The sequence below is a fragment of the Palleronia abyssalis genome, from assembly GCF_900302445.1.
Classification (GTDB): Bacteria; Pseudomonadota; Alphaproteobacteria; order Rhodobacterales; family Rhodobacteraceae; genus Palleronia; species Palleronia abyssalis.
The window spans coordinates 1-22,183 of the sequence record NZ_ONZF01000007.1; the positions used below are offsets into that span (position 1 = coordinate 1).

Here is a 22,183-nt window from a genome sequence, read left to right on the forward strand (position 1 = left end):
GCTTATCAGCCGCGTCCTTCGATGTTCCGGATTTCTGGTTCATCTTCGCTCCTTAATGGCTGCGATGATCCAGAAATCCTCCGTTACGAAAACCTCAAATCTGTCCCATGAGTGCTGACGTCAGACAGATCTTTGTGACGTCGCCATAGGGCCGGATGCCATGGTTCTGCTCGTAAAGGTCCACGAGTTGTGGGTCGAGTTCAGATGCCAAGACGCAGTCGTGGCCGAGGTCCGCAAGCGCTCGATGGAAACCGCCGAGGCCAGCAAATAGGTCGATGAACCTCATGAAGCTACTGGACCGTCGAAAGTAGTTATTTTCACGCGTAGCGCCTTCTCGGACCAGGTATCGTAACTTCGGCGGAAACCCTCTGGCCTGCCACCTGAAGCGAGCCCGACTGAGACACGCACTCAAGGTCTTGGTCAAGCCTCTGGAGCCGATAATGGCGCCGCAGCCAAGCAACCCTGCCAAACTGAGCAAGCTGGCACCGGGCAGAGAAGAAGCCACTCACTTGACGTCCGCTGCAGTTCCTAAGGGAGGCGATCTTCAGTGTGCCCGCGCCGCTCTCGCGACGCGGGCACACTTTCGACCACCCTTTCAGGGCTCCGTCCTCACCGGTCTGACGGTTTCGGATGTCCTCAGCCGAAGGAGATCCGAATGCCCCTCACGAAGATGATCGACCTGATTGCCGAAGTCGCTGCCAAGCGGGCCGCCCAGGGGCGGGAACCGAAGGAAAACGCCTCGGACGCAGTGCGCAATCTATGGCTGGCGATCTGGGCGAAAGCAAGGCGGCAGCAAAATCATCCTCCTGGCGCCTTCTTGCCTTGAACTCGGCATCTCCTCATGACCGGCAAGCCACTCCGCGCAATGCTCTACGCGCGGTATTCCTCCGACCTTCAGAACCCGCTTTCGGTCGACGACCAGTTCCGTATCTGCCGTCGTCTGGCTGAACAGAATGGTTGGACCGTCGTCGGCCAACACTCCGATCACGGCATATCCGGCACGGTCAGCGACCGCCCGGGGATCAAGGCGCTTGAGGCGGCCATCCGCGCCGAGGAATGCGATGTTGTCGTCGTCGAACTGCTGGACCGTATTGCACGCGATCAGGAGCACACCGCCCGCTTCTACAAGGTCGCCCAGCATAGCAGGGTCGATATACACGAGGTGCGCAGGGGTAAGGTTACGATGATGACCTTGGGATTCAGCTCCACCATGGCGGCGATGTATCTGGAGGATCTGGCAGATCGGGTGAGGCGCGGCCACGAAGGCAGGGTGCTCGCGGGCAAGAGCCCCGGAGGCCGAAGCTACGGATACAAACTAACAAGTGATCCAAGCGGTGATCCCCAGACACGTGTGCCGGCGATCAGCCCGGACGAGGCGGCCGTGGTGCAGCGCATCTTCCGCGAGTATGCCGCGGGCACCTCGCCGCGGAAGATAGCGTCCGATCTCAATGCTGACGGAATCCCCTCTCCCCGCGGACGCGGCCCTGGCTCTGGCTCTGGGCACTGGAAGCAGAACACGATCAACGGGAACCGTGAACGCGGGACCGGGATCCTGAACAACGAGATCTATATCGGGCGCCGGATCTGGAACCGCCTGCAGTATTCAAAGCACCCGGACACCAACAAACGGGTGTCTCGGCTGAACCCGCAGGAAAACTGGATTGTTAGCGAGGATCCGGGTCTCCGCATCATCGACGACGCTCTATGGGGCGCCGTCAAGGCTCAGCAGGATAGCCTTGCCCGCCGCAAGCGCCCTCGCACCTCCAGCGACCGCAACGGCCTCTCCGCGTCTCAAGGACTGCGCCGGCGTAAGTTCCTTCTCTCGGGGCTTCTGCAGTGCCGCCAGTGCGGGGGAAACCTTACCGTCGCCGGGAGCGGAAAGACCCGGCGATACTATTGTGCCAACGCCAAGGAGAAAGGCCCGACGGTGTGCACGGGCATGAAAGGGCTCAAGGAGGCTGACGCGGCCAAACCGTTGCTCGATGTGCTGAAGACAGGCCTAATGGAGGATGAGGCCTACGCGGAGTTCTCCCGCCGCTTTACGGCGCATCTTCGAGATCAGTCGAAAGACTCTGCTGAGCTGCTTCGCCTCCACGACCGGAAGGTGCGCGAGTTGGAGAAGACGCACGGCAATCTCATGAACGCCGTCGAGTCGGGGAAATTTTCAGACGCCGTCATCGACCGGCTGAATGCCGTCGACGCCGAACTGAAGGCGCTCAAGGCGCGGCGCGCAGAACTTGAGCCCAGCAGCATAGATCTGCCCCCAGATCTCCCGGTGCTGTATCGCGCCTATGTCGCCGATCTGGTCGAGACGCTATCCGGTGAAGAAGTTGCCGGGCGAGCCAGCGACGAGTTGCATGAGCTGATCGAGACGGTGATTGTGGATTGGGATGCAGAGATCGGGGCACATCGCCTCGAACTGCGCGGCAACCTGGTGCGTATGCTGAACGCAACAAAGCCCGCCGGAGAGGCGGGCTTTGCTGGTCTTGAAAGTTCGCTAAAGTTGGTTGCGGGAGTAAGATTTGAACCTATGACCCTCAGGTTATGAGTTTGAACCCGATCCACCATCAGTATCCTGTCACCGGGTCCCGCCCGCCCGCATGCCGAGCCTGGTCCAGGGCATCGTCGTCTTCCTCGAGCGCGGCCCTCACGGGATAGGCGAAGGTGAGGGCGAAGGCGTCGGCGACGTCCGGTGAGGGAATGCCGCGCTTTTTCATGTCGTCCTTGCGTTCCAGCATCAGCGCGTTGGCGGCATCGTAGCGATACATCGGCGCGGTCATCTCGGTGCTCAGCAGATCGTCCCTTGGCAGGGCGCCCCGCTCCAGCCAGGCGCGGAGGCTCAGCCACATCTCGGTGCGCTTGTTCGCCGCCCGCTCGCCGGTCCGTGCGGCATCCGAGCGCCCGCCGAAGTTCACCCCCCGCACCTCCCGGAAGCCCAGCTGGTGCAGACGGTCGACCACCCCGCCGCCGACACCGCCATCATCGACGAAGACCGTATCCGGCCTCCACCGCAGGATCCAGTCCCCCACCCGGGCGGCGAGCTGCATCGTGTCGAGCCCCGCATGGCGCTCGTAGGGGACGGCATTGCCATCTCGGCCATGGCGGAAGCAGATCGCCGACTTGTCGTCGCCGAAGCGCGCGACGTCGACGCCGATGACCTTCTCCTCGAACCGCTCCGGCCGCACCTTGCGTGCCATCGCACCGGCGACCAGCTCGTGCGAGATCAACTGGTCGTCGGTCTCTGCCTCGAAGCTGCAGTAGAACTCCTGGCGGATCTTGCCCTCCGACATGCCGGCGCGGCGTTCCTCCTCGATCTGGTCCGGCAGGATCAACCCGGTATCCTCGACCGTCAGCCGCTCGCAGAACCAGCCTTCCGCCTCGAGTGCACGCGCATAGGTGCCGTAGGCGTGGTTGTGGCCGCGCGGCGTGTAGATGAAGAGCGCCCAGCCGTCATTCTCCACAAGGATCGGGCGGAGATAGTCCCACGCCTCGGGGTTTGCGAGCGACCATTCCGAGAAGACCACGCCCACCGGGTTGGAGCCCACGAGGCTGTCGAAATTGTCCGAGCCCGCCATCTGCCAGACGGAGCCGTTCACCGTCTCGATCAGCATCTCCTGGGCGCTGGTCCGTGTGCGAATGGACGCGGGGAACACCTGGTCGATGATCCGACGTCCCGCGCCGTCGATCCCGTTCCAGACCGCACGCCGCGCCTGCGCCTGCTCGGGAAAGAGATGCCAGTAGGTCCCGACCCGGCGGAACATGTCGCGCGCGGTGAGGTTCAGCGCGACGCTGTCCTTGCCCGCCCGACGGTGCCACACCGCACAGCCCCGCCTGCAAGGCTTGCCGTGGCCGAAGGCCGCGTAGAGGCGCCGCTGGTGCGGGCGCGGCTGCCAGTCATGCGGGATCGTCAAATGCGTCGACGACATTGATCACCAGCTCCTTCCTGTCTGCCGGCCGCTCGCCGTGGGTCTCCATCAGGCGCAACACCTGCGCGGCGGCCCGGATGTCGCCCTTGATCGCCTTGTTGATCAGCGACACCAGCAAAGCTTCGCTCTTGCTCACGCGCGCCGTGCGCCCGCCCTCGGTCACGGTGATCTTCCGCGACAGCGCCTCATCGAGAAGCACCTTCACGCCACGTGCGCCGCGCGGACGACCCCGGGGATTGCCGGACCGCCCCTTGCGAAAGCGCGTGGCCTTCGGCGGCTTCCCGAAGCCCACCTCGTACGAGCCCTCGTCGGACATCACGCCTCCTCCGTCTGCCGGGGCGCCTGCAACAGGCGCTCCGCGCGGGCGTCGAAGGTCTCGCCGCTTTCCACATGCCGCGCGTCGTCCTTCGCGGCCTTCTGCCAGCGCCTGATGGTACGGTCGCAATAGATCGGGTCGATCTCCACCAGCCGCGCCCGGCGCCCCGTGCGGTGTGCCGCGATCAGTGTCGAGCCGGAGCCGCCGAAGGCGTCGAGCACGACATCCCCGCGACAGGAACAGTCGCGAAGCGCATCGGCAATCATCGCCACCGGCTTGACCGTCGGATGCAGCGCCAGCTCTTCCTGGCTGGCGCCGCCGGAATGGGCGCCGCGATACTGCCAGACGTTGGTCCGGTAGCGGCCGCCTTGCCCCAGCCCGAACGTGTTCAGATGCGGCGCTGTCCCCGCCTTGAAGGCGAAGATCAACTCGTGGCGCGAGCGGTAGAAGCTCCCCATCCCGCCGGTATCCTTGGCCCAGACGATCAGGTTCTTCAGTTCGCTGTAATGGCGCTCGCCGGCCTCCAGGATCTCAGCCATATGCCGCCAGTCCATGCAGACGTAGTGGATCGACCCATCGGTGCTCGCCGCAACCAGGCGCGCAAAGACCGCCTCGAGAAAGTCGCGGAAGGCCGCCGGGCTCATCTCGCCCGAGGCCATCGCGAACTCCCGGTGCCGGATGCGCCCCGAACCGCAGACATGCCCGTCGACGCGCACGTTGTAGGGCGGGTCGGTAAAGATCATGCGGGCCGTCTGCCCGGCCATCAGCCCATCGACCACGTCCGACTCCCGGGCATCGCCGCAGATCAGCCTGTGCGGCCCGAGCTGCCACAGATCACCGGAGCGGGTGACGGGCTGCGCGTCCAGTGGCGGCAACGCCTCGTCCTCGGGCACGCAGGGCTCGGAGGGCGATACCTCCTCGATCAGGAGGTCGATCTCGCCGGCATCGAACCCGATCACGCCGATATCGAAGTCCAGATCGGCCTCGGCCAGAGCACCGAGTTCGATCGCGAGCGTCTCGCGGTCCCACCCGGCATTCTCGGCCAGCCTGTTATCCGCGATCACGTAAGCCCGCTTCTGGTCGGCGCTCATGTGATCGAGGCGCAGGCAGGGCACCTCGCCCCGTCCAAGCTGCCGCGCCGCCGCGACCCGGCCGTGCCCCGCCAGGATCCGGCCGGCCTCATCGACCAGAACCGGATTGGTGAAGCCGAAGGTCTCGATGCTCGCGGCGATCTGAGCGATCTGCTTGCGGGAATGGGTCCGCGCATTGCCGGACCAGGGTGTGAGCGCATCGATGCGCATGGAGATGATCTCAGCCATAACGGCCTCCGAAGATTGGGGGCCGGATCATGGTCGGGGAGTGCGGGATCACACGATGACGACCAGATTCAAGCGGCCCGGAATGGGGGTCACAGGGTGCCCGCGAACAGGCAATATTGCTCTCTGGCTTCATCCATTCAGACGCTCGGCCGGGAGATCTATTTCCGGCTTGGTCCGCGATGCGAATGCGCACCGCCTTCGTCTTCTCTGTTTCGGGCGTGTAGCCGGGGGAATCTATCGTCCGGCCAAGCCCGCGATGCGCACGCGCACCGCCATCATCTCTGTCTTTTCCGATAGCACTGCGTGGCCAGAACAGCAAGGGGCAAAAGGCGAACATCTCATTATCGGGCGTGGTCGCCCTGTCCGGACTGGACTGGCTGCGCGATCCGAGCATTGGTCCTGCCACGCCCGGCTCGCCGCCCGGGCGCGTCGCGGTACAAGGGCCGGCACGGTGCCGACCCCGAACCCGGAGACCGCCATGCCACGCAAGACGTCCACCATCCAGACCGACAGCGACACCAAGCCCAAACTCAGCAAGCTTGGCCTCGTCCGGGACATGCTCGCCTCCGGGACCGGTGCCACCCTGTCCCAGCTCTGCGAGGCCACCGGCTGGCAGAGCCACTCGGTGCGCGCCGCCATAAGCAACCTGCGCAAGACGGGCTGCGTGATCGAGCGCGGCAAGGCCGGGGATGGAACCAGCCTCTATCGCATCACCTCCGCCCCGGCCCCTGCGCCGGAGGGTCGGTGAGGATGGAGGATGTCACGATCGACCGGATCGAGGCGATGGACCGGGAGGCGCTCCTCGCCCTGTGGCGCGCGACCTTCGGCGCCCCGCCCCCGAAGCGGCTGAGCCGGCCCTTCCTGCGCCGCTTCATCGCCTTCGAGCTTCAGGCCCGCCGTCATGGCGGGCTGTCCCCGGCGGTGCAGAAGAAGCTTGTCCACATCGCCGCCGGCAAGGATAGGCCCAAAGCCCGTAGGATCCATCCCGGCGGCCGTCTGATCCGCGAATGGAACGGCACCAGCCATGTCGTCGACATCACCGAGACCGGCTATGCCTGGCGCGGCCGCGCGTTCCGCTCGCTCTCGGCCATCGCCCGCGAGATCACCGGGGCGCACTGGTCGGGGCCGCGCTTCTTCGGGCTGACCGGAAGCGGCACCCGATGAGCCGGTCCACGATTCGCTGCGCAATCTACACCCGCAAGAGTTCCGAAGAAGGGCTCGACCAGGGCTTCAACTCGCTCGACGCCCAGCACGAGGCCTGCGCGGCCTATGTGGCCAGCCAGCGGCATGAAGGCTGGACGCTTGGTTCAGAGCGGTACGACGACGGCGGCCTCTCGGGCGGCACGCTGGAGCGTCCGGCCCTGCAGCGCCTGCTCGCCGACATCGAGGCCGGCCGGATCGGGATGGTGGTGGTCTACAAGATTGACCGGCTGACCCGTTCGCTGGCAGATTTCGCCAGGCTGGTCGAGCGGCTCGAGACCGCCGGCTGCTCTTTCGTCTCGGTGACCCAGGCCTTCAACACCTCCTCCTCGATGGGCCGGCTGACGCTGAACGTGCTGCTGTCCTTCGCGCAGTTCGAGCGCGAGGTCACGGCCGAGCGCATCCGCGACAAGATCGCCGCCTCCAAGCAGAAAGGGCTCTGGATGGGCGGCACCGTCCCGCTCGGCTACGACGCACATCCCGATCCGAACATCCGCGAGCTCGTCGTCAACGAGCGTGAGGCGGAGACCGTGCGCAGCCTCTTCGATCTCTACGACCGGCACGGCTGCCTGCGGCAGGTGGCGGACGCGGCCGCCGGGCTCGGATTGCGCTCCAGGCACCGGACCTCCGCCTCCGGCCGGAGCAGCGGTGGCGGTCCGCTCTCGCGCGGGCAGATCCACTACCTGCTCACCAACCCCGTCTATCGCGGTCGCATCCGGCACAAGGAGAAAGTCTGGCCGGGGCGACACCCGCCCGTCATCCCCGAGGATCTGTGGGATCGCGTCCAGGCGAGGCTGCAGGCGGTGGGCGCCCGCCCGCGCGGACGTCGAGATGCGCGCCCGGCCGGCACCGCCGCCATCGGCTCCCTCCTCACAGGCAAATTCCGCGACGAAACCGGCGATCGGCTGACCCCGACCCACACCACCCGCCGCGGCAAGCGGCTGCGCTACTACGTTTCGAACCGGCTGCTGGCCGGAACCGCCGACCCCGCCGGCTGGCGGCTGCCGGCGCCGGCTCTCGACCAGACGATCGGGAAGATCGTCCCGGATCACCTACAGAGCTGCGCCGCGCGCCATGCGCTGCTCGCCCGCCCCGATGCGGTTACGGCAGAGCAGGTGAAGGCTTCCGCCGCGGTGTTGATCGGCAAGTTGCGCAGCGGCGCCGGCGAGACCCTGCGCGACCTGGTCGCGGCCGGCACGCTCCGGCCGGGCAGCATCGTCCTCAGCCTCGATGCCCCGCGCCTCGCCGCCGCGCTGTCAGTGGAGCCAGATGATCTCTGCCCCGCGCTCCTCGGGATCGAGGCCCCTCTCGCCCTGCGCCGCCGCGGCGTGGAAGTGAAGCTCATGGCCGGTCGCCCGGCCCCGGCACCCGATCCCGGGCTCGTCCGTATCCTGGCCGAGGCCCATTCCTGGACGGCGGCGCTTCGCAAGGGAGAGCAACTCTCCGACCTTGCCGCCCGGACCGGCCATTCGGACTCCTACATACGCACCCGCGCACAGCTCGCCTTCCTGTCGCCGAAGATCCAGGCCGCGATCCTCGCCGGCACCCAGCCGCCCGAGCTGACGGTCAACCGAATGATCCGCGCGCCCCTCCCGCTCGACTGGTCCGAGCAGGCGCGCCGCTTCGGCATCAGCTGACCACTCCCCGTTCTTCTGAATTCTTTCCCTGTTCAGGGGATTTGGTTTCCCTGTTCGCCGCAAAAAATTCCCTGTTCAGCCGCGCAGGCAAAATGCCGACAAGTCACTGTTGTGACGTAGCTTTTCCAAAGCCAATTCACCAGACAGCCGCTGATCTGACGCCATTTCCCTGTTGATTCCCTGTTACCAGGGAAAATGACGCAAACCGCACGCCGCGATGCACCGCTCCGAGACGGCACACCGAAAGGCCCGGCATCACCCGACGGGAAAGAGTCTCAGTGCAGGGAAACGTCTCGTAACGCGCGGAAAACCCGCAGGGAATTCGCAGGTAAAACCCAATGAAAACATAGGGTTATGTGGCTGGCGGAGGAGGTGGGATTCATCTTCACGTGTTGCCCTGCCGACACGCTTTGCGATGACAGACTTTCTCGCAAGTCGCTGATGAGGTTAGATTCTCTGTCCTTGCCTTGCGCGTCACGCGCGAATAACGCTTGCGGTGTGGGTCCAATAAGGGTCCAATAACTGCACCAATAGGGCGAGCTTGACATGGCGTTTTCACCCCGTCGCGGCAGCTACATCCGACAGCATCGGGGGCGCTACTACTACCGCCGTGCGATCCCCTCGAAGGTCCGCCATCTCTTCGATGGTAAGACCGAGTGGGCTATCCCGTTGGAGGGCCGATCCTCCGCCGAACGCTTCACGGAAGCGCAGGCCATCGCAGATCGCCATAACCGCCAAATTCGCATGACACAGGAGGTCGCGATCCCAGACCGGGAGACGCAGGACGTTGCATGCCTGAGGATCGACCTCGCACCCGACGACCTTCCGCCCGGTGCCCCTGCCCCGGTGCCTGAGCGGTTTTACAGAGACGGAAGAGTCTTCGACGTGTTCCGCTACGCGATCACCGATGACCCGGCACAGCGGCGGGCGGCGGAGGCCGATGGCTTCTATGTCGTGTCGGTTGAAGAGGAAAAGGCGCAGATGGAGATGCGCCAGCGCATGGCGGAGTTCGAAGCTGCCGAGTCCGACGACGCGAGAGAGATTGCCGACCTCAAAGCCGAGAAGGTAGCGACCAAGATCGACGGGCTGGCCCACGTCAGTGGGCACACTGTCACGTCCATTCTCGACCCGTGGAGGAACAACAGAAAGCAAGCCCCGACAACATGGAAAAAGCACACACAGTACGCGCGAGAGTTCGCCGAACTCCACGGCGACCTTGCCCTAGAGGATGTCACTAAACGCCACGTGGTGGAGTACGTGCAACATGCGGCGGCCCTCACGTATCAAGGTAAGCCTCTCTCCCCGACCTCGATAGCCAAGCGACTGGACAGCATCCGCGCTCTACTTGGCTACGCCGCCGAAATCGACGTGATCGACGCCAACCCGGCGACCGGCGTGAAGGCCCCAAAGGACAGCCGCCCGAAAACGTCGCGAAGCTGGAAGAGTTTTGAGCCTGCCGAGGTGCGTAAGCTAGTGGACGTGTCGTCTGCCCTATGGAGCAAGCGCCGCGACAAGCGACCGGGCCGCGCCCGAGACCTGACGGCGGCTCTACAGGTCCTCATCTGGACAGGCGCGCGCCCGGAAGAGGTCTGCCAGCTTCGCCGCGATGATGTGGACCTGACGCGCGGCGTCCTGCGGATCACCAACGACGACAGCGACGACGATGCCCGCCCACGCCTGACTAAGAATGAGAACAGCGTCCGAGAGGTCCCGATCCACTCGCGCCTCCTGCCCCTCCTGATCGACCACCTGCGATACCATAACGCCCCCCTCCTCTTCCCGAGCTTCGAACCTGAGGCCACGCCTGCCGAGCTTGAAGAGGCGACACGCACGGGACACCCCGTCGAGATTAAAGGACGGTATGCCCGTCCCATCTCCCGTGCGTGGACTGACGAGCTGCGCCACAAGGTGACCGACGACCCTCGGAAGGTCCTCTACAGCCTCCGCCATTCATGGAGTGCAGAGTCCCGGCGCACGGGCATGCCCGAGCACGTCAGGAACGCGCTGCTGGGTCACGCTAACGATAACCAACATGCCGGGCGGTACGGCGGAGATGCCGATTGGACAGACGATAAGCGGCGTCACTTAGAGCGGATGGACTGTTTGCCCGCGTAACCCCGCATACGCGGGCATCCCGTAAACCCGTTCGGCAGCGCCACACCCGACCTACCTCCTACCAGACACACCCGCGCCACGTCCACGCGCCCCTGAGCTAGCCGACATGGTGCCTCTGCCGTGTGGCGGAGCTGGTGCCTCTGCCGTCTTATCGCTTCGCCCCGTCGGGGGCAGACTTACCGCGACGGAAACGGGAACTCAGGACCCGGCGAAGGCCGCGACGCCAGCGCCTCCGCCATCCTCGTGAAGTCCTGCCCCAGCCGCATCAGTTTCGCATAGTCTAGCGGGGCTTCAGCCGCCTCGGTTTCCGACACCAGCTCATGCGCCGCGAGAATAATCTTGTCTTCCATGTTCGTATCTCCCGTGGGCCTTTCTGTTAATACCGAGCGCCAAGAAACGTGAAACGCACAAGGAGTCCAGCCCTAATTTACAGGCCCCTCCGACAGCCAATCTCCCAACCCTCAGGACAGAATTGTTATCCTCTCCTTAACAGAATGCGCACCACGCGACACGCGGAGTAGCCGAGGGTAAAAGATTCTGCCCCCATCTTGACCCTCTCGCCTTGCAAAAATTGACATTCTGCAAGCGATCAGTCAATGTGGTCGTACCAAAAGACGCCGCAAACGGATACAGCCGGGGGCTGACCTTTCGCGGATCATCCACATAAAATATGGAGGTGGTCAGCCCATGCTGCTCACAACCCAACCGTTGCTAAAAGACGCCCTCGGAAAGAGCGCAACGACCGTTGCAACCCGTGTGAACGGCCTCGCGTCATATGGAGGCTGGTTTAAGAGATACGATCTCACGTCCGTGATCCCGAGGCTGACGCCCCACGATACCCCGGACCAGATTGGAAAGATGTTCGACAGCGCGAAGTCGGACGGAGACGATTGCAATATCGGCGGCGACTATCCCGTAGGTGACCCGCCCGTCACTCGTGTGAGGCTGATCGAACAATGGATGCAGCCTGAGATGCTGGATCGACTGAATGACCTTCGCCAACGCGCGAGAGCTTATCTGGAAGACAACGCGGACTGGATTGAGGACGAGAATCTAGACCAGATCCTCTATCTTCTGTGTCTTTACCCTCCCTTCCTCAAACACGCGATCCTCGGGGGAAAGACCCCGGCGATTAATTACCACATCATCGACTACGCGATCATCAACGGGTCGTTCGACCCGATGTTCGCTACACTGAAAGGAGCCGCATAATGGCTAATTACGAATACACCGACAAAGACCTCGCGAAGCAAGAGGCCGTACTTGCCGAGCTGCGCGCCGGGCTTGAGGCGAAAGGATGGGATGCTGTCCCAAGCGACCGCGAACTGGCCCAGCTCCCGAGCGTCAGGCTCGCTGTGCTGGCCAACCTCCCCCTCGACTCAGAGGCTTGGCAGCGTGATGCACGTAATATCCCGTCCGTGGCGAAAGCCATTGAGAAGAGGGAAAAAGAGCAGCGCGACGCCGAGGTTCGCGATCTACTTGAGTCCGGGGATGCTGAGTCCGATCTCCAACGTCAGATGGCCACGATGAATCCGGAGCAGCGCATCAACTTCGCAAGGAAGAACGGCCTCGCTTCTAAGCCTCCGGCTGACAAACCAGCCCCATCCAATGAAGAGAAAGCTCGCGCAATTAAGCTGATGTGGGAGATTCAAAGTCCGCAAGCGCGCATGGCGTATGCTCGGAAAATGGGAATCGCGTGATGATCCCGGATTGCCAGAATTCTTCGCTACCAATGACTCAGGTTTTGAGGAACTGGTCTGACGCATTAGCTGGGCACCCGCCCCCGTGGACCTTGGGGCGTGAGCAATCAAAGTCTAAAAGAATCATGATGCCATGGGGCACGTCGATCTGCGCGGATGAATGGGCTGAGCTTCAGGCAGAACTATATTCAATGTACAAGGATGAATTCCCCAATGTCATATGAGTCAATCGCCCGTCAGGTGGTCGCCTTTGCTGAGGCGGACAATATCACAGTGCGAAAAGCGCTCGACTTTTACGGACTTGATCGCGCTTTCCGCAAGGAAGTTGAGAAGGCTATTGCGTGCCTCCCCGCGACAGAACCGAAAGAACAAAAGCCTGCGCCGAAAGAACCGACTCCAACCGTACACTTCGATGCGCCGCAGCCGGTTCAAATGACCGATCAGAAACGGCGCGCCTTGAAATCAGAGGATGAGGCATTGCGTCGGGCGGGTGAGCTATGAGTCATGGATACACCCTCCGGCCCGATCTTGATGCGGCAGAGCGAAAGCGGACAGGCCGGAAAGACAAGGCTCGAAGGGACAAGTGGCGGAAGGCGCAGGCTGTCCGAAAAAAGTGGCCCGAGACCGCTTTCATCGAAGAGGAAGAACGCTTGGCGGCGGAAGTCGCGGCCTTCCTTCAAAGAAAAGAACAGGCACGGCGCGCGGCCTAAACAGCGCAGATCAATCTTAGACAATGGAGAAAGAGAATGAACCAACGTGAAGAGCGTGGGCTGGCCTTGTGCGCCCAATACCTGCGAAATGCGGCGTCCGGTAAATGCCGCGTTGCGGATTTTGAATGGGTCCGAGAGGAATTGGACGACCGGGAAGACTGGGCGAGATGCGTGTTGATCTGCGCAGGCTACCACCGTGACCTCAAAGGCCGTTGGGTCAGCCGAGAGGCCCCGACAAATTATCCCCCGACGCTCAAATGCGATTATTCGATGTTGTCGCAGCTCATGGAGGATGAGGACCCGTCCGACCGCTGGGACGAGGACCGGGCGCACCTGCATCTTGTGAGCTGACCTCGCATATCACTATCCGTGATGCGCCCCACCACAAATCGTCATACTATTACAAAATGTAACGAAATCAATGCCTTAGATGTGCCGTGCGAGTAATAAGTGCGCGTGGTGCACATTTGGGGTTGCAATCCGGTGACCGGGGCGGATCGGCGATTCGACTCAGGGGGCGGAATCGAGTACCAAAGAAAAAGGGGACGCAGTGGTCAGAGCCTGCATCCCCCTTCGAAAGCTTCGGCTGGCGAGCCGATGCCTCTTCATACCACACGCGACAACTGAAAGCAAACTGGCGACTATCATGGAAAACACGACGACCGCCGTCCAGACGGACGATGTAGACAACCCGTGGCTGCAAGCTGCGCTTGACCTACCTGAGGACTCCGACCCGGCGGAGTATGAAGACAACGTCATCCCCTTCCCGTTCACGAAGATCGGTGACGCCGTTGTGCTGGGCGACCTTGAAAGCCCTGAGGCGGTTTCCGTCCTCAACTCCCGCGCGACGGTAAGTATCTCGACGACCGCTCCTGCGGTGCCCGGCAACAAATGGCAGGCGGTGGGGGGGACGTGGGGAGACCACTTCCTCCACCTACTCACGCAGCACCCGGAGCAGACAGGCAAGGGCGGTAACGCCATCTGTTTCTCCGAAGGACAGCTCTCGCGGAAGATCAATGACGCCCGCTTCCTCTGGAAGGTAGAGAAGAAGATGGTCCGCGTGCACGCCCACTACGTCGATGTAGATGGCGGGTGGACTGTTGACGCCGCCGTCGAGGCGATCCGAGCGGCGGGGGTGATGGCCGCGATCTACACGACCCATTCCAACGCTTCCAAGGGCACTCCGGGCAGTGAAAGGTTCCGGATCATCACGCCGTTGTCCGAGCCGTTTGAGCTGGGCAAGCGAGAGGATGATCCGGAGGCTTGGGAAGAGCGTCTAGCACAGTGGAAAGCACACTACTGGGGCGTGGTGGAAGCGATCATCCCTGAGGGCGTGGACGTTGACGTTGACCCGCGCGGCGCGTTGGCGTCGCAGATGATGTACGCACCGGCCCGCCCGGTTGGTGCAGACTACGAGCACTTCATCGTCGCGGGTGCGGGCCTCAACGTGTCCACGATTCCGGTGGGAGACCCGGCGAAGTACAAGCGCAAGGGCGCGTCTGTCGGGCCGCGCTCGGAAGCGGGTGAATACGATGGTGAGCCACCGATCTTGAAGGATGGCTTTGACCTGCTGTCGTGGCACATGGACCACGGTGAGTATTTCGACATGACCGCCTTCCTCGAAATGGTCGGGTGGGACGTGCGCGGGGGCGGTGGCGACTGGTATGAGATGCTTTGTCCGAACAACGCCGCCCACACTGATCCCGAGGCGGATGTAGCTTACGGGCTGGACGGACCGGACAGCGACAACGGAGCGCTGATCTACTGTTTCCACACGGCGTGCGATGAGCTGCGGACCTGCAACTTCCTTCGGATGCTCGAAGAGCAGGTCGAGCTGCCGGACGGATACAAATCCATGTCCGAGGTCTTGTGCGATCAGGTCTGTTACCCTGACAGCGTGGACGGGGTGGCGGTCGAAGTAAGTCGCAGCGACTACGTCGAAGAGGCGGTCGTCATCACGTTCCTGAAATCGCCGAAGGCGGTCGAGCGCGCCTTCGCAAAGCTTTCGGATGCGTCAACCGCAGATCACTATGCCGGGCTTTACGCTGGCGTCGAGAAGGGAGGAAACACCGGCAAGGCGACCGCAGCGCTCGACAGGTTGATGAGGGACGCAGGGTGGAAGGGGAATGACCTGCGCCGTCTAGCCGCCCGTGGGCGCGAGATGCTGGGCGAAGAGCGGGCCGCATACGCGGCGGAGAAAGCGGAGGAACGCCGTCAGGCTAGGGAAGATGCACTCGACCGCGATGACCTTGCAGTGAAGTCTCTGGACCCTGCCGAGCCGCTGGGCGACACGATGGAGGAAGCGCTGGCGACCTTGTCGCACCGATTTGCGCCGGTCGATCTAGGCGGAAAGTTCCGTCTTGTGCGCAAACCCGATCTGACCGCGTTCGGGTCAGACGTGGACTCCACCATCGTGGTTTACTTGAAGCAAGACTTTCTCGACCTGCACCTCGACCGCCAGATTCATGAAGGCGATGTGATGGTGAACCCCGCCAAGGAGTTCATAGAGACGGCCAAGCGGAAGAGCGGAATTGTGTTCGCTCCGCCTCCGACGAATCCCGGTCCGAACGATTTCAACATGTATCAGGGTCGGAAGCTCGAAGCTGCGAAGGGAGACTGGCCGATCTTGGAAGACTTCATCTTCCGTATTGTCTGCCGGTCGGACGCTGCCAAGTACGATTGGCTCATGCTCTGGATGGCGCACATGGTCCAGCGCCCCGGTGAGAAGCCCGGCACAGCCGTTGTGTGTCGCGGTGAGGGAGGCACAGGGAAAGGCACCTTCGGGGAGGTACTTGCCCAGCTCACGCGACCGCATTTCAAGTTGCTAGAAAACGAGAAGCACGTGATCGGGCAGTTCGCAGGCGAGCACCTGTCGAAGTGCATCCTATCCGTAGTCAATGAAGCCGTCTTCGGCCCTGATCCGAAGGTTTCGTCGGCGTTGAAGAGCATGGCGGACAGTCCGACGATGCAGGTGGAGGCGAAGGGGCTGAACCTCGTCACCGTGACGTCCTTCCTCCGTCTATACTTCGACACGAACGCAGACTTGCCGATCCTCATCGAAGGCAACGGATCGGAGCGGCGGTGGTGGGTTGTTGAGATTTCCTCCGACGAAAAGCAGAATCTCGACTACTTCGCCAAGGTGCGCGCCGCGATCAACGGCGGTGAGATGCAGGCGCTCCTGCATTACCTTCAAGAGTACGACCCCGCTAACGCGGGCCTGCGCTGGGATGACGTGCGAACTGCGCCTGAGACGGAAGAGCGCCGTATCATGATGGAGCACTCCCGCTCCGCCCCGGAGCGGCGTCTGCAAGAGGTCTTGGCGGAAGGTGAGGTCACTTTGTCCATCGACGGTGGGCTTGAAACGTTCACTGCCGATGGTAGTGGGCTACGGGTCCCAGCGTCGGCATTCCGAGACTACATCGGCGCAGTCGGGAACAAGAACAAGGCAGCGGATCGGGGCGTGCTCGCGATGATGGCGCGCCTCTTCCCGGATTCCGCTGTGGCGGAGGGTCAGGGCAAGGTCGGGTCCCATGCGAACAAGCGCTGGTATCTCTTCCCGCCTGAGGTCTTGGGGCGGCAGAGTGATGCCTGAGACGGTGCGGCCCCCGCGTTAGCGGGGGTTGCCCCCAACCAACCCCCAACCCCTTGGGGGTGGCAAACCCCTTATTCGTAAGGCCGAAGCCACGCTGCCCCCAAACCCCCAACAAATTCGCCGGGTCTATAAAGATGGGCGGGGCACACACACCCGCATCTTCGTGTGTGTGTCCTCTTACTTTTTCAGCAACTCATGATTTGTTGGGGGTTTGGGGGTAGCCCGTTCCCACCCATAAAAACAAGGCACTTCACGCCCCCAAGGGGTTGGGGGTTGGTTGGGGGCGCTGGGGGTTCCCCACTCCGCTAACGCGGCGCGGTCCCGAACCACCAGACCGGCAACCCACCAGACTCACCTGCGCTCTGACGCGCTGTCCTGGCACCTTACCACCCCGCTGGCACTCCGCCTTCCCGCCTGCCAACCCCTGCCGACCTTGCCGCTGACGCGGCGACACACCACCACACAGAGCCGGGGCGCCACCGATCTCACTGCGCCCACGACCTACCCGCGCCCCCCGACCTACCCCCGCCCACGACCTGCCGAGACGGGTGACCTGCCGACCTACCGAGGCGATGACCATGGAGACCTGCCCGACCTGCGGAGCTTCTGACGGCCCGCGTTAGCGGGGGATCGCAGGCGACTTGATGCCCGCACACTTTCCGCGTAGTCCGCTGCGCTCGGATCAACGGCGTGGAGATGCGAGTATGCTGGGCCGCAGCTATGAAAAGATGATCCCGCGCCACGAGCGAGTGGACTTTGAAAATGCGTTATCAATGGAGGAAGGATACGTCCTCGACTTCAACAACAGGACGTTCAATGACTTCTTCTATGAAACGCTCGGTTTGGACCCCGACGTCAACACACGTGTCTTCAGCGGGCGCGGGACTTCTAAGGCAAATCGACTCCGCGCTTTCATAGAGCGGGCCGAATTGCACTTGGTATCTAAGATACTCAGAGAGATGTGGGAACACCGTGACAGACAGATTAGAAGGTCTGGCCCAAACGAAGACCGCCTGCGCGAGAACTATTTCAGGGTCGTCTCCCGCATCGAAGGCAAAGCCGACGCCATCGACACGTCCGCCATCGAGACCTTTGAACTTAGCGAGCCACTGGAAGAACTGGTCACTTCGATCAAGCGGGACCTCGATGCGAAGAAGCCGCAAGCCGCTTTAGATCGGCTTCACACCTATTGCATGAAGCGGTTTGCATCGCTGGTCAGGAAGCATGGCGGCGGAGAGTGCGGCAAGGACGATCCGCTGCACTCACGGGTGGGGAAGTACGTGAAGCTCATGCAGGCGCAGAGGAACCTCAATCCGATATCCGAGCGCATCATGAAAAGCTCCATCAGCGTATTCGAAGCGATGAACACTATACGCAATGACAAGTCGTTCGCGCATGACAATCCTGAGCTTGTCGAGATGGAAGAGGCTCGGTTCATCTTTGATAGCATCGCCGCATTCCTGCGGTTTGCGAAGGCTGTAGACGGACGCCACTTCGAGGACTGATACTCGGTAGAGACAGGCGCAATCTCCCGCCAGACAAGCCAAAAACCCGCCTCAGAGGCTGCCGACCTCGCAGACTCAAAAATTTGCGCCACAACCAGAGATACGCGCAACTATATTACCAGTCCGATCCGCGATCCCCGGCTCGTGGATCGACCTCGCTGTCCCACCCGAGCCTGACCTGATCGACCGCCCGCAACCCGCAGCGTGTGCAGCGCGCACGCCTCTCAATATCCTGCCGGGTAAGCGCCACCACATGCGGCCCGCGCACGTCGCCTACATGCCCGCAATGGCACCAAATCCACAGTACGTGCATCGCACCCCATGAGATCGAAAGGTGAACATCCATTTGGCGCCCAACGGATCGACGGCAACAGTCCGTCTCAATAGGGACGTCCCATGCGGCATGCGAGATTCATGCCGGAATCGGTCTCACATGGCTTGTCGAATCACCCGTGTGAGAATATCTCATTCCTCATAGAGTCATGTGAGACAAGGAGGTCGAGACGATGGAAAAATGGGGTTACGTCAGGGTCAGCGTGGATCGCGAGACGCAGGCCGCAGGATGGGCGGAGCAACACCGTGTCCTGAAGGAGCTGGGCTGCACGCGCATCTTCGAAGAGGAGGCCAGCACACGGGGCGAACGCCCCGTCTTCGACTCCATGATGCGTGAGGCCGCACAGAGCGCCCACGAGGCGCGTCGCATCTGCATCTGTGCCGCCAAGATGGACCGGGCCTTCCGCGACCTCATCGCTGCTGACGCAGCCATCACGAAGGGCGACAACCCCCATGTCATCTGGCACCTGCCCGACCTCTCTCCCAACCCGCTGGACCCGTCCGACCCGGTCCAGATGCTCCTAGTGCGCATGATGGCTGCAGTGGGCCAGTTCGAGCGCGACCGCCTCGCCGAGCGCCGTGCCTATGGGATCGCTAAGGCCAAGGCTGAAGGCAAGTACAAGGGCCGTGCGCCGACCGCGCGGGCCAAGACGGACAAGGTGCTGTCTGCCCGCGACCGTGGCCTCACGCCCGACGAGACGGCAAAGGTGGTGGGGATCAGCCGTGCCAGCGTCTACCGCATACTCAAGGATCACCCTCAGGACGCGGCCTCCTAGCCCCTCGACCAACTCACCCGCGCCTCCGACTGACCAGCTCGGGTGACGTGGTGACTTGGCTGCTGGCCCGCGTCAGGCGGCCCTCATGGCACCATGTATTCTGCCGAGGGACCCAAGATGGGGTATGGGTAGGGGATCAAAAACCGGCGCAGTACCCGCGTGAATGTGACTCACAATCCTCGGAATCGACCCCCAGATGCTTTCCGGGGACCCGCCCCGGATCGTGGGTATCCCCTTCGCGATCACGGAGTCGCCCTCAAGTAGAGTCATTTTTCCTGAACTCGCCCATCGGAGTGGCACAGTCGTAGTGGTGCCGCGTCGCCCGTCTTCGTCTGTATGGCAACCCGACCAATTGAACATCTCCCGCCGATCCGGCATCTTCTAACAAGGAGGAATCTGTGGACACGTATCTCGACATCGCGCAAACGGTGCTTCAGGTTGCTCGACGCCCTCTGAATGCGAAAGCTATGCTCGACATGGCATATGAGGCAGGTGTCGTTCCGACCCATTTGCATGGGCAAACCCAGCACAAGACACTCCAAGCGCGGTTGAGCGAAGATATCCTTCATCACCGAGAGGCCTCTGCCTTCTACCGCACCGAGCCCGGACAGTTTGCTCTGAAGTCTTTCCTTGACGATCCTGCTATCCCGCAGGCATGGAAAGTGCCGTTTCCAGCTCGCAGGCGGACCCGTGATCTCAAGCGCCCCCACGCTCTTGGCGTCTCAAGGTCTGTTGCTGACACGATCGGAAACGGTCTTGCATTGTTCGACAATGTGTTCGGACGGGCGGAGGCTGAAGACGCCGTCGCGTCTATGCATCCGGACGAGATGCAGGAGCACGGTTACTGCGCCGTGTGGACTTTCTCAGTCGTGCGGCGCACCGATTGTGTCCTTACCTACCGGGTAGGTCGTTACCGTGATGATCGCGACGCCTTTGCCAATCGACGTTCGGTCGGTTTCGTTGGCGCGCTAGCTGCCGACGATGTATCTCTCTTTTCAGACGACCCCTTAGGCGTCGTCGACTGCGCGACAACCGTTCTGCAGTACGACCTAGATCTGTCGCTCGCCTCCTTCGACAGCATCGGCAAGGAAACCAGTGCCAGCCGCCCGGCGATCGACGGCGTTATCGCCGTCGAAGGGGAAGACGGTTCTCTCGAAGTGGTTGTGGTCCTGTCGTGGTTCTGCCCAGACTGGTTCGAGCCTACAACCCGTAGGCTATCGCTCAACGAGCCCGACTGGCTTTGTTCTGCAACCCGTCCCAACAACATCGAAGATTTCGAACCGTGGAGCGTGAGGGTGCTCGATCATCTCATGGCTGCGGAGCAGTGAGGACGTGGCGAAGACCAGCATTTCGCATCAGCAAGCGGCCTTTATCCGCTTCGAACTGAACAGCAACGATGCACAACGGCAGAAGAGCGCTCTTCAAGACCTCTGTCGGCTCTCGCGAGCAGGCTTGACCCTTCGGCCTGAGATTAAGACGACTTTCGAACAGATGATCGCGGGACTGACCGTTAACGCGTCTGATCTCAAGGTGGTACGCTGGGCTCTCAATGCGATCGCCCGCATCGGAACGGTTGCAAATACCGCCGAGAGCGCGAAGCTTGCCTTGCGTCGACACGAAGCCGACCCAGAGATAGTAGCCGCTGCAGTTTCCGCACTCGCATCTCTACACAGGGGAAGATTGCCGCCCGAAGCCGGGATGGCCGCTGTCGATCCCGCGACGAGGATGCTCGCCGCGATGCAAACCGTCGCACCCAGACTTCTCGACACGGTGCCGCTTTCGATAGACCTCGACACTGCTGACCCTGAGTTGCTCAAGCTGGCACTTATCGTGATCGGGTTGAACCGCGATATTCAACACCTGCTTCATCCTCGACACGAGAACGGCGAAATTGTCCGAGCTCTCGGTCAACACGATGACCCTATAGTACGCCAGTACAGCGTCTGGTCGGTAATCGAGAACGACCGGCTCGGCGCCGAGCACCTAGGCGTTCCGCTTGACAGCATAGATCGTGAGAAACCCAACGTGCAGGCAAAGCTTCTGCAGCTCGCTCCGACTGCGATAGAAGATCGGACGGAGCTACAGGAACTCATCATCCAAGGCAGTATTTTGCCTTCGCTCGAGGCTCGCGAGGGACTCGCCAAAGGACTTTCCCACCTCTTCTACGAAGGGCTGCAAGACGTTACGATCCGGTGGGCGGAGACAGAAACCGAGGATCGCGTCCTTCTTCCGCTCGCAGAGCACTTCGCGAGACACGCGGAAGGATCGCCGAGTTACCGTGAAGAGGCGTTGATGCTCTATGATCGAGGGAAGGCCTTCAGAGAAAGGGTGCGCTTGGGCGCGGAGGGAACCGCTCTGTACAGCAATGTACGAGGAGATATCGGTCGAACTCCCAGCCTCTTCGATGAAGGGACTGACACGGAGCGTAGGACGTTGATGGAGCGGATGAAGACGGAAAGAGAACTGAGGGTGCTCATTCTGAATGCAACACCCGATCCCGCGGCCCCAGTAGACCGCGACTACATGCCGATCCGGCCCGACAAAGAGGCGATGGAGCTGCGTGAGCGTATGGCAGCAGTCCAGAACCCACGACGTCGACCCATCTTCGAGACCGTCTACGCAACGCGGGTTGACCAAATCCAGCAAGAGATGGTGCGCCACGATCCGAAAGTTCTCCACTTCAGCGGACATGGCGGCGGGGGATCACTCGTGTTCGAGGATCGCGACGGTCGGGCTTCACCACTTGATGGCGAGATGCTCGCTCGCATCGTGGAGACTTACGGCGAACTTGAGTGTCTGGTTCTTCACGCCTGTTATTCGGATGAGATCGCCAAGGCCTGTGCTGCTCATGTTCCGTATGTGGTGGGATCAACTGATGCCATCAGCGATTTTACCGCGCCCAAGTTCACGTACATGTTCTATCAGGCAATCGCTACCGGAAGGCCATACCGTCAAGCCTTCGAGATGGGCCGCAATGAGGTAGCGCTCGTGGATCAGGCGGAAGCGACGAAGTATGCAATGAGGTCACTGTAGTACGTCGCGCAGGCCCCTTGC

General features: G+C 62.1%; 20 protein-coding genes. 15 read left to right on the top strand and 5 right to left on the bottom strand.

What is annotated here, in order from left to right:
- Positions 1–94: 94 nt before the first annotated feature.
- Positions 95–286, bottom strand: coding sequence for a DNA cytosine methyltransferase (locus PAA8504_RS22795; RefSeq protein ID WP_108894853.1), 192 nt, complete (start codon positions 284–286; stop codon positions 95–97).
- Positions 287–655: 369 nt separating this feature from the next.
- On the opposite strand from PAA8504_RS22795, the gene PAA8504_RS22095 reads away from it, so the two are divergent.
- Both PAA8504_RS22095 and PAA8504_RS14160 read left to right on the top strand, forming a co-directional pair.
- Positions 656–826 (top strand): hypothetical protein, encoded by a 171-nt coding sequence (locus tag PAA8504_RS22095; RefSeq protein ID WP_181375806.1) that lies wholly within the window; start codon positions 656–658, stop codon positions 824–826.
- Positions 827–841: 15 nt separating this feature from the next.
- Entirely contained in the window at positions 842–2,548 is a 1,707-nt protein-coding gene (locus PAA8504_RS14160) for a recombinase family protein (RefSeq protein ID WP_108894854.1), read from the top strand.
- Positions 2,549–2,567: 19 nt separating this feature from the next.
- Here the strand turns inward: PAA8504_RS14160 and PAA8504_RS14165 are convergent, their stop codons facing one another.
- The 3 genes from PAA8504_RS14165 to PAA8504_RS14175 are packed head-to-tail and all read right to left on the bottom strand — an operon-like array spanning position 2,568 to position 5,561.
- On the bottom strand, positions 2,568–3,926 hold the full coding sequence (locus tag PAA8504_RS14165; protein WP_108894855.1) for a hypothetical protein: 1,359 nt from the start codon (positions 3,924–3,926) through the stop codon (positions 2,568–2,570).
- Positions 3,895–4,242 carry a DUF5681 domain-containing protein gene (locus PAA8504_RS14170; RefSeq protein ID WP_108894856.1) on the bottom strand — a complete coding sequence of 116 codons (348 nt, stop codon included), beginning with the start codon at positions 4,240–4,242 and terminating at the stop codon, positions 3,895–3,897. The genes PAA8504_RS14165 and PAA8504_RS14170 overlap by 32 nt, the downstream gene beginning before the upstream one ends.
- Positions 4,242–5,561 (bottom strand): site-specific DNA-methyltransferase, encoded by a 1,320-nt coding sequence (locus PAA8504_RS14175; protein WP_108894857.1) that lies wholly within the window; start codon positions 5,559–5,561, stop codon positions 4,242–4,244. The genes PAA8504_RS14170 and PAA8504_RS14175 overlap by 1 nt, the downstream gene beginning before the upstream one ends.
- Before the next feature lie 478 nt (positions 5,562–6,039).
- Between PAA8504_RS14175 and PAA8504_RS22100 the strand changes: the two genes are divergently transcribed.
- The 4 genes from PAA8504_RS22100 to PAA8504_RS14195 all read left to right on the top strand — a co-directional run bounded on the left by PAA8504_RS22100 (position 6,040) and on the right by PAA8504_RS14195 (position 10,513).
- A complete protein-coding gene (locus tag PAA8504_RS22100) occupies positions 6,040–6,309 on the top strand; it encodes a DUF3489 domain-containing protein (RefSeq protein WP_181375807.1) in 270 nt (89 codons plus the stop codon).
- Positions 6,310–6,311: 2 nt separating this feature from the next.
- Positions 6,312–6,725, top strand: a complete 414-nt coding sequence (locus PAA8504_RS14185) for a DUF2924 domain-containing protein (protein ID WP_108894859.1) — start codon at positions 6,312–6,314, stop codon at positions 6,723–6,725.
- Complete coding sequence (locus PAA8504_RS14190; RefSeq protein WP_108894860.1) at positions 6,722–8,398, top strand: recombinase family protein; 1,677 nt, start codon at positions 6,722–6,724, stop codon at positions 8,396–8,398. The genes PAA8504_RS14185 and PAA8504_RS14190 overlap by 4 nt, the downstream gene beginning before the upstream one ends.
- Positions 8,399–8,944: 546 nt before the next feature.
- Positions 8,945–10,513 (top strand): tyrosine-type recombinase/integrase, encoded by a 1,569-nt coding sequence (locus PAA8504_RS14195; protein WP_108894861.1) that lies wholly within the window; start codon positions 8,945–8,947, stop codon positions 10,511–10,513.
- Between the two features lie 176 nt (positions 10,514–10,689).
- Here the strand turns inward: PAA8504_RS14195 and PAA8504_RS22105 are convergent, their stop codons facing one another.
- Positions 10,690–10,863: a hypothetical protein gene (locus PAA8504_RS22105; RefSeq protein ID WP_181375808.1), complete on the bottom strand. Its 174-nt coding sequence runs from the start codon at positions 10,861–10,863 to the stop codon at positions 10,690–10,692.
- Positions 10,864–11,200: 337 nt separating this feature from the next.
- On the opposite strand from PAA8504_RS22105, the gene PAA8504_RS14200 reads away from it, so the two are divergent.
- The 9 genes from PAA8504_RS14200 (at position 11,201) to PAA8504_RS14245 (ending at position 22,162) form a co-directional block, all read left to right on the top strand.
- Positions 11,201–11,725 (top strand): hypothetical protein, encoded by a 525-nt coding sequence (locus PAA8504_RS14200; RefSeq protein ID WP_108894862.1) that lies wholly within the window; start codon positions 11,201–11,203, stop codon positions 11,723–11,725.
- Positions 11,725–12,213, top strand: coding sequence for a hypothetical protein (locus PAA8504_RS14205; protein ID WP_108894863.1), 489 nt, complete (start codon positions 11,725–11,727; stop codon positions 12,211–12,213). Before PAA8504_RS14200 ends, PAA8504_RS14205 begins: the two co-directional genes overlap by 1 nt.
- A gap of 213 nt (positions 12,214–12,426) precedes the next feature.
- A complete protein-coding gene (locus PAA8504_RS14210; protein WP_108894864.1) occupies positions 12,427–12,714 on the top strand; it encodes a hypothetical protein in 288 nt (95 codons plus the stop codon).
- 245 nt (positions 12,715–12,959) lie between these two features.
- On the top strand, positions 12,960–13,274 hold the full coding sequence (locus PAA8504_RS14220) for a hypothetical protein (RefSeq protein WP_108894866.1): 315 nt from the start codon (positions 12,960–12,962) through the stop codon (positions 13,272–13,274).
- 295 nt (positions 13,275–13,569) lie between these two features.
- Positions 13,570–16,515, top strand: coding sequence for a primase-helicase family protein (locus PAA8504_RS14225; protein WP_146190500.1), 2,946 nt, complete (start codon positions 13,570–13,572; stop codon positions 16,513–16,515).
- A gap of 704 nt (positions 16,516–17,219) precedes the next feature.
- On the top strand, positions 17,220–18,020 hold the full coding sequence (locus tag PAA8504_RS14230; RefSeq protein ID WP_245897643.1) for an abortive infection family protein: 801 nt from the start codon (positions 17,220–17,222) through the stop codon (positions 18,018–18,020).
- A 506-nt stretch (positions 18,021–18,526) separates the two neighbouring features.
- A complete protein-coding gene (locus PAA8504_RS14235) occupies positions 18,527–19,129 on the top strand; it encodes a recombinase family protein (RefSeq protein WP_108894868.1) in 603 nt (200 codons plus the stop codon).
- 398 nt (positions 19,130–19,527) lie between these two features.
- Complete coding sequence (locus PAA8504_RS14240) at positions 19,528–20,457, top strand: HTH domain-containing protein (RefSeq protein WP_108894869.1); 930 nt, start codon at positions 19,528–19,530, stop codon at positions 20,455–20,457.
- Positions 20,458–20,461: 4 nt separating this feature from the next.
- The gene (locus tag PAA8504_RS14245) at positions 20,462–22,162 is read left to right on the top strand and encodes a CHAT domain-containing protein (protein ID WP_108894870.1); all 1,701 of its coding nucleotides are present in this window, start codon (positions 20,462–20,464) and stop codon (positions 22,160–22,162) included.
- Positions 22,163–22,183: the final 21 nt, after the last annotated feature.